The sequence below is a fragment of the Paenibacillus sp. EB106-05-06-XG162 genome, assembly GCF_058791655.1.
The window spans coordinates 1-6,606 of the sequence record NZ_JBYTDT010000033.1; the positions used below are offsets into that span (position 1 = coordinate 1).

The following is a 6,606-nucleotide window of genomic DNA, read 5'->3' on the forward strand; positions in this document are numbered from 1 at the left end:
AAAAGTATTGATGGTCAAAACCTGAGAAAACGAGAGTATTTAAGAGCTAAGCGTTTCTCTATAGAGGGAGGATAGTGGAAGAATATTCAATAAAATGTCACCCAAAATAATTCGTTAAAATGGCATAATATGGTTGTTAATTAAAATGTGTTTTTTTGATAAGGCCATAGAAGGGGGGCTTTTTTGAATTAGTTTCTGAAGTCCTAAACTTATTATCCTGGAAAAACGGAGGGGATTTAAATAGCAATTCATCATATTAATCCAGAGCGATCAACACTTCATGGCTCTTTTTCAAAAGAATATGAGCCAGCATTAAGAATAAACTCTGGGGACATTGTTCGCTTTAGTTGTTTGGACATGGGATGGGCCTTAGAGCCATGGTTACAACCAGGCTTACCCACTAAGAGGTTTGAACCAAGGGAACATCCTATGGATAGTGGACATGCACTTTGTGGCCCAATATTTATAAATGGTGCTGAACCTGGTATGGTATTAAAAATTCAAATTAATGAGGTTTTACCTGGCTCATGGGGTTGGAGTGGTGCAGGTGGATACCCGAGCGAGATTAATTCACGTATGGGTGTTGATAAAGGTGAAGAATATTTTCTACACTGGAAGCTTGATTCAAATATGATGACAGGAGTAAGTCAACTCGGTCATAAGATACCTATACGTCCCTTTATGGGGATTATGGGGATGCCTCCAGCAGAAGAAGGTATACATTCAACCTATCATCCACGTTTTTGTGGCGGAAATATTGACTGTAAGGAATTAGTCAAAGGAAGTACTCTTTATCTTCCTATATCGGTTGATGGGGCACTTTTTTCTGTTGGTGATGGACATGCGGCACAAGGAGATGGAGAGGTTGCTTTGCCTGCTTTGGAGTGTCCAGTGGATTTAGTTGAATTAGAATTTCAACTTTTATCGGACTTCAAATTATCCATGCCACGGGCTAATACTCCGTCGGGCTGGATTACGTTTGGTTTTAATAAAGATCTCTATGAAGCAACTTTAATAGCTCTTGAAGGCATGCTAGATCTTATGAATGAATTATTTGGTTATGAACGAAAAGAATCCCTTGCATTAGCAAGTTTAATTGTAGATTTAAGGATTACCCAAATTGTAAACGGAGTTCACGGTGTACACGCTATTTTACCGCATGAGGCAGTAACTAAATAGCCGATATATATTTAATAATAAGTGAAGTCTCCTATTTTGCAGGCCTGCATAAATCACGAAGTATTCATTACGCTAAAGGGACACGATAGCTCAATAACGGCTGCCGTAAACATTTTACTATTCAGGAAGGAATAGTGATTCAAAGATGCCCACTTTAAAAGAATTTGATTTAGATATTCCTTTTCCTAAAAGAGATGGATCGCCTGAAGATTATGAAGCCAATTGGAGTAAAAAAAGAGTTCAATTTAGGGACGAGATTCGCTGTATTGCTACTCTTTACGAACGTTTTTTTGAAAAATACAAAACTAATGATGCATGGAAGGTATTAATTCGTTGTGTAGACGAAGTTACTGATCCTAGAGTTCTTACCTATGGGGGGATTTGTGAAACAGTGATTAAATTCCATGTAGATTCATTCTTCTCTTTGAATGATCAACAAAAGAAAGTACCAACTTTGGATTTGTTGAGAAAAGGAATTGATAAAATCATTCCTGAAAAAGGATGGGATTCAGTTCCATTCGATCAAACGTTCGAAAAAGTGACTGAAGCAGAAATGATGAACGAATGGTTTTGGAGAAAACCAATTTCAAGTCCTGACAGAAGATTTAAAGTAAGGCTTTATATTGTGCACGAAGTAACTGTTGTAAGAGGCTACTTAATTATCTTCAACAAAACAAATCAAGAGGTATTGCGCGTTGAGGCTTTTCGGGATCGACCAAACGAATGGGCTTATGTTCAATATCTCGGAAAAATACAATGGTTATCTTCGAATGAAGTTGCTCTTTTTAATAAAGACAATGAGTTAGTTCGCCAAATATCGTTAATGAATTTTTGATCAAATTCCCCGCCGTCATTAAGCAAACGGGACACTATAGTTGAATCAGGTATAAAATGAGCAGGTGCCACGGCAAGCCTGCTCGTTTTATTAAACTAAAGGGCAGGTTTGTTAAGTAGGAATAAGGTAAAATGATAATTACGGAGGAAGATATGTCTTCATGCGAACCATAAGTGGTGATGCACTAAAAAAAAGGAGGGCAATGCAGAATGGAATTCAAATTTGGGGACGCTGCTATTGTTCTACCCCCTTTACACATTACGATTATCGCAATAATTATTATTTTCTTTTTAGTAAGGTGGAGCAAGCAATTAGAAACAAGACCGTTTACGGTTTTCTTTTACTTTTTGATTAGCACTTTCATTACTCCAATTTTTTCTCGCAGTACAACAGATGGTGTCTTTCAGCTATGGATTCCCTTGGGATTTATAGTGGTTTTCTTTTACTTGTTTCGCAGCAAAAGAAATCATCCATCTAAAATGAAAGCGAGTATTTTAGGACTTTCCATAGCATTATATCAGTTAATTCTTCAATATGTCGGGTAGATTTTGATATTCCACTAACGGTGCGATTGCTTAACAAGAGCAGTCACTGCTTATCAAATACAATATACGGATACGTAAAGTATTGTTCAATTCTTAGAGTGAATATTAAGCTTGATTACGCTAAAGAGACACGTTACGATAACCAGGAACTAATGGCATAAGGCTATTAATTGGATGAAGTTGGTGTTAATGATGCAAGTTCTAATTGTTATTTTATTATTAATAATCATTACACTTCTTCTTAGAATTAACTCGAACCTACCCAGGCGTGATTTGGCAAAAGAAGCCTTAGAACGGTACCAAGAAGAAAAGCTTAAAGACAAATAAATCATTACGCTAACGGGAAACGCTAGTTTAATAGATTAAAACCTTTCATAAGAAGCAAAACTAGATTTAATAGCTCTTATGGGAGGTTTTATTTATGATTTTAAGTGAGTTATGGCGACTGTATGAAGCTGATAAACGTATCCAAGGCTTTAGTTCGAGTACATTGAAAGCCTACACCCTGCAGCTCAAAATGTTACTAAGAGAACTAGGAGACCTGGATATTTCTGAGGTTACACTTAACTTGTTGAAGGAATACTTAGCCAAGCAGTCTGATCGGTTGAAACCTAGCAGTTTAGGACATCGCATCCGTTTTGTTCGTTCCCTATTCCGCTTTGCCTTTGAAGAAACATACTTAACCTCAAATCCTGCTTTAAAGCTACGCGAACCCAAAATGGACAAGCGTATTCCTAAATTTTTGATCGAAGAAGATGTCATTCACTTGAAAATCTCTTGCCAGTCCCTGAGGGAAAGGGCACTTCTGGAGTTTCTCTACAGTTCCGGCTGCCGGGTTGGAGAGGTGGAGAAGTTAAATATTGATGTCCTGAACTGGGAGAACTGCTCCGCTATTGTAAACGGCAAAGGTTCAAAACAGAGAGAGGTTTACTTTACAACCGAGTGTAAAGTGTGGTTGAAGAAGTATCTCGCGAGCCGAGAGGATTCCTGCAAGGCCTTATTTGTAACCAATACACATCCAACAAGACGAATGGCTATTCCGACAATCAGGTGGGCATTAAAGCGGCTTGCTGATCGGGGAGAACTCGAAGCAAATGTATATCCGCATCGATTTCGTCATACCTATGCGTGTCAGCTCCTTGATAACGGAGCGCCATTAGATTTTATTCAAGGCATGTTGGGGCATGAAAAGGCATCAACCACTCAAATTTATGCCCAGCTGCGCGGGGAACGCCGACGAGAACTCTACCGCCGGTTTTTTTAGCATTTCTGTATTAAGAGATGAAATACACCTAAGTAAAATATTACTCAACTAACGGGCAGGTTTGTTACAATAATCACCCTCACAATTAACTAGATTGACCGAGGCGTACGTTAAGGAGATTGCCGGTTTTTCTTTTTACCTTATTCGATTATAGTAATTCATAGGAATATTATTCTAAAAAGGAATAGGGTGTTTCTCATGGGAGTGGGCGAACGGATTGGCAGAGGCAACACTGCGGATATTTATATGCACTAGGGTCGAATCAGGTCCTTAAAGTATTTCGCGACCCGAAACTGCTTGACCTGGAGCGGAATATCAGTACCGTTATTGAGGAGTTGGCGGTAGGTGCCCCGACATTTTATGGAACCGTAGAAACTGACGGTCTTACCGGACTTGCATATGAGAGGATCCTGGGACCTTCTATGCTGGAGATTCTAATGGGTAAGCCGGAAAAAGCTGCAGAATACGGTCGTCAGCTGGCTCAGCTTCACGCCAAGTTGCACAGCGTCAAGGCAACCGGTCGTTTGCAATCCATTAAAAGTCGACTGGCTTATATGATCAGCGGCATTCGTCACGTCGGCTTCGAGCCGTTACGAGAGGTGATCGAAAGCCGTCTATCCGAGCTTCCCGGGGGTGATCATCTTTGCCACGGTGACTTCCATCCTGGCAATGTGCTTTTAAGTCAGAGGGGTCCTGTCGTCATCGACTGGATGACCGCAGTATGTGGTCCGGCACAAGCCGATGCAGCCAGAACGATCATGATACTGCGTCACGCGGTCTTGCCGGCGGAGCTTCCCGAGGTCGTTATCCAGACGTTTGCTCAGCTTAGAACTATATTACTGCAAACGTACGAGGACACATATCTCGAACTGACCGGCTACAGCCGGGAGGAGCTCGCTAAGTGGGAGCTTCCGCTGATGGCGGCACGCCTAGGTGAGAGCGTTCCGGAGGAGGAGCAACGCACTCTGCTCGATATAATACAGCGCCAGCTGAACTAGTTTTCATCACTTAGAGAATTAAGCTAACGGGAACGATAGTTGAACAGAGCGAGGAGCAGTTTGCTACGGCAGCTGCTCTTGTTTTTATTAAGCTAACGGGAGGATAGTTTAATGGAAATATCCATAGTCTGGATTTTATGGTAAGGTAATTAGAGATGTTTATGATGATTAGGAGGGAATAGTTTACCCAAATGTAATAAAGTATGTCGTGAATATAGATACGGTAAGAGAGATCTGCGAATTGTGTCGCAGATATTACGTTATCGGAAATCAGCTAACATTATAAAAACCCTCTATAAGGCATTAACTATCTATTTCATAGAAACTTTTCAGAACTGTCAGGTTAGAAATTTATATTGTATATAAATTCGGTATTTAGTTATTGATAAACTTGTTGATTTGAGGTAAAAGGAGAATTATCATGAATTCAGAGTTCGCATTTGTTGATTTCCCCCGTTTAAAAACAGAACGTTTCACACTACGGAAAGAAGAAGAAAAAGATCGACATGATATTTTTGAGCTTTATTCAAACGAAGGCGTGGTTAAATATATGCCATTCACACCATTTCTTTCTGTCGAGGATGCGATAAATGAAATGAAATGGTATCAGAAAATTTTCAAGGAACAATCTGGATTAAGGTGGATGATTGAAGATAGTCAGTCAAAAAAAGTGATTGGAACCTGCGGGTTTTTGAATTACGAGAAGATTCACAATCGTATAGAAATTGGTTATGACTTAACCCCTAACTTTTGGGGTAAGGGTATCATGACAGAGGTAGTGAAATGCATCATGGATTTTGGATTTTTGACCATGAAGGTAAATAAAATCGAAGCGAAAGTGGAACCGGAGAATGAGGCGTCGATCCGTTTGATGTATAAGCTCGGCTTCCACAAGGAAGGTGTCTTAAGGCAACATGAGTTCGAAAAAGGGAAATATGTTGATCTTGCTATCTTCTCTAAGTTGAAAAGTGAGTACTAACCTCATAGGTACCAGCATCTCAATTAGCCGAGAAGGGAACCAACTTGAGTCTCAATCCAGCTAAATAAAGGAAGTTTTAGCTCTCGTACCCAAAAACTTAATTTGTTGAATTAATGGGACACGAAAGTTAAAGATAACCTAAGTTTGAGGGTATTACAAAGCAGACGCTGACATCTGATAACAAAGCATTCCTACATCGTCGCGTTCGCTCCTCGGTCACCAAGAGGATTTTCAGAGAAGTCGATTCAGGCAACACATTCAACCAGCTAAGTCTGACGACCCGGACCTATGGTCCTTAAGCTGCATGAACGTCAGGAATGCACAACGATGGTCGAGCAATGCCTCATCCATTACGCTAACGGGACACATGAGTGCAAAGGAGGAGACTGCAATGAAACAACGGTTTTCAGTTGAAAAATCGGAATGGTCTGATACACGTGAAGAAGGTTATAAGAAATTAAGTTATGAGATTGTTTTTAGATTTGGTGATAATATTTTAATCGAAAATAATAAGGTCAATGTCTTAAAAAACGGCGAGAAATTCGATATTACTAAATCACAGAAAAGTAAGACATTCTGATACGAGGCGTGGCTCGGATTGAAAGATTTTTATCAAATCGATTAGATTATTACGCTAACTGGGAACGATAGTTGAATCATGAAATAGGGGCAGCTGGTCAAAGATGATATGCTCCCCTTACGGTAGACAGGTGAAAAAATAAAACCTGTTTATGTAAGGGGAGCTTTTTCATGGCCAGGGGAAAATATAATGCAATAGAGAAATTCAATATCATTGAAGAAGTTTC

Annotated in this window: 6 protein-coding genes and 1 pseudogene; all 7 read left to right on the plus strand. The window is 39.8% G+C overall.

Translation table 11 applies throughout. The features are described from left to right. The first annotated feature begins 255 nt into the window (after window positions 1–255). The 7 genes and pseudogenes from AC3WU2_RS30485 (at window position 256) to AC3WU2_RS30515 (ending at window position 6,380) form a co-directional block, all read left to right on the plus strand. Window positions 256–1,179: an acetamidase/formamidase family protein gene (locus AC3WU2_RS30485; protein ID WP_492458589.1), complete on the plus strand. Its 924-nt coding sequence runs from the start codon at window positions 256–258 to the stop codon at window positions 1,177–1,179. Between the two features lie 145 nt (window positions 1,180–1,324). After that, window positions 1,325–2,014 carry a hypothetical protein gene (locus AC3WU2_RS30490; RefSeq protein ID WP_492458584.1) on the plus strand — a complete coding sequence of 230 codons (690 nt, stop codon included), beginning with the start codon at window positions 1,325–1,327 and terminating at the stop codon, window positions 2,012–2,014. Between the two features lie 209 nt (window positions 2,015–2,223). Then, window positions 2,224–2,559 carry a hypothetical protein gene (locus AC3WU2_RS30495; RefSeq protein WP_492458585.1) on the plus strand — a complete coding sequence of 112 codons (336 nt, stop codon included), beginning with the start codon at window positions 2,224–2,226 and terminating at the stop codon, window positions 2,557–2,559. A 421-nt stretch (window positions 2,560–2,980) separates the two neighbouring features. Continuing rightward, window positions 2,981–3,823 carry a tyrosine-type recombinase/integrase gene (locus AC3WU2_RS30500; RefSeq protein ID WP_492458586.1) on the plus strand — a complete coding sequence of 281 codons (843 nt, stop codon included), beginning with the start codon at window positions 2,981–2,983 and terminating at the stop codon, window positions 3,821–3,823. A gap of 278 nt (window positions 3,824–4,101) precedes the next feature. Beyond that, a pseudogene (locus AC3WU2_RS30505) lies at window positions 4,102–4,821 on the plus strand (phosphotransferase family protein); the annotation flags it as partial. A gap of 421 nt (window positions 4,822–5,242) precedes the next feature. Next, the gene (locus AC3WU2_RS30510; protein WP_492458587.1) at window positions 5,243–5,800 is read left to right on the plus strand and encodes a GNAT family N-acetyltransferase; all 558 of its coding nucleotides are present in this window, start codon (window positions 5,243–5,245) and stop codon (window positions 5,798–5,800) included. Between the two features lie 391 nt (window positions 5,801–6,191). Further along, the gene (locus AC3WU2_RS30515; protein ID WP_492458588.1) at window positions 6,192–6,380 is read left to right on the plus strand and encodes a hypothetical protein; all 189 of its coding nucleotides are present in this window, start codon (window positions 6,192–6,194) and stop codon (window positions 6,378–6,380) included. Window positions 6,381–6,606 lie beyond the last annotated feature (226 nt).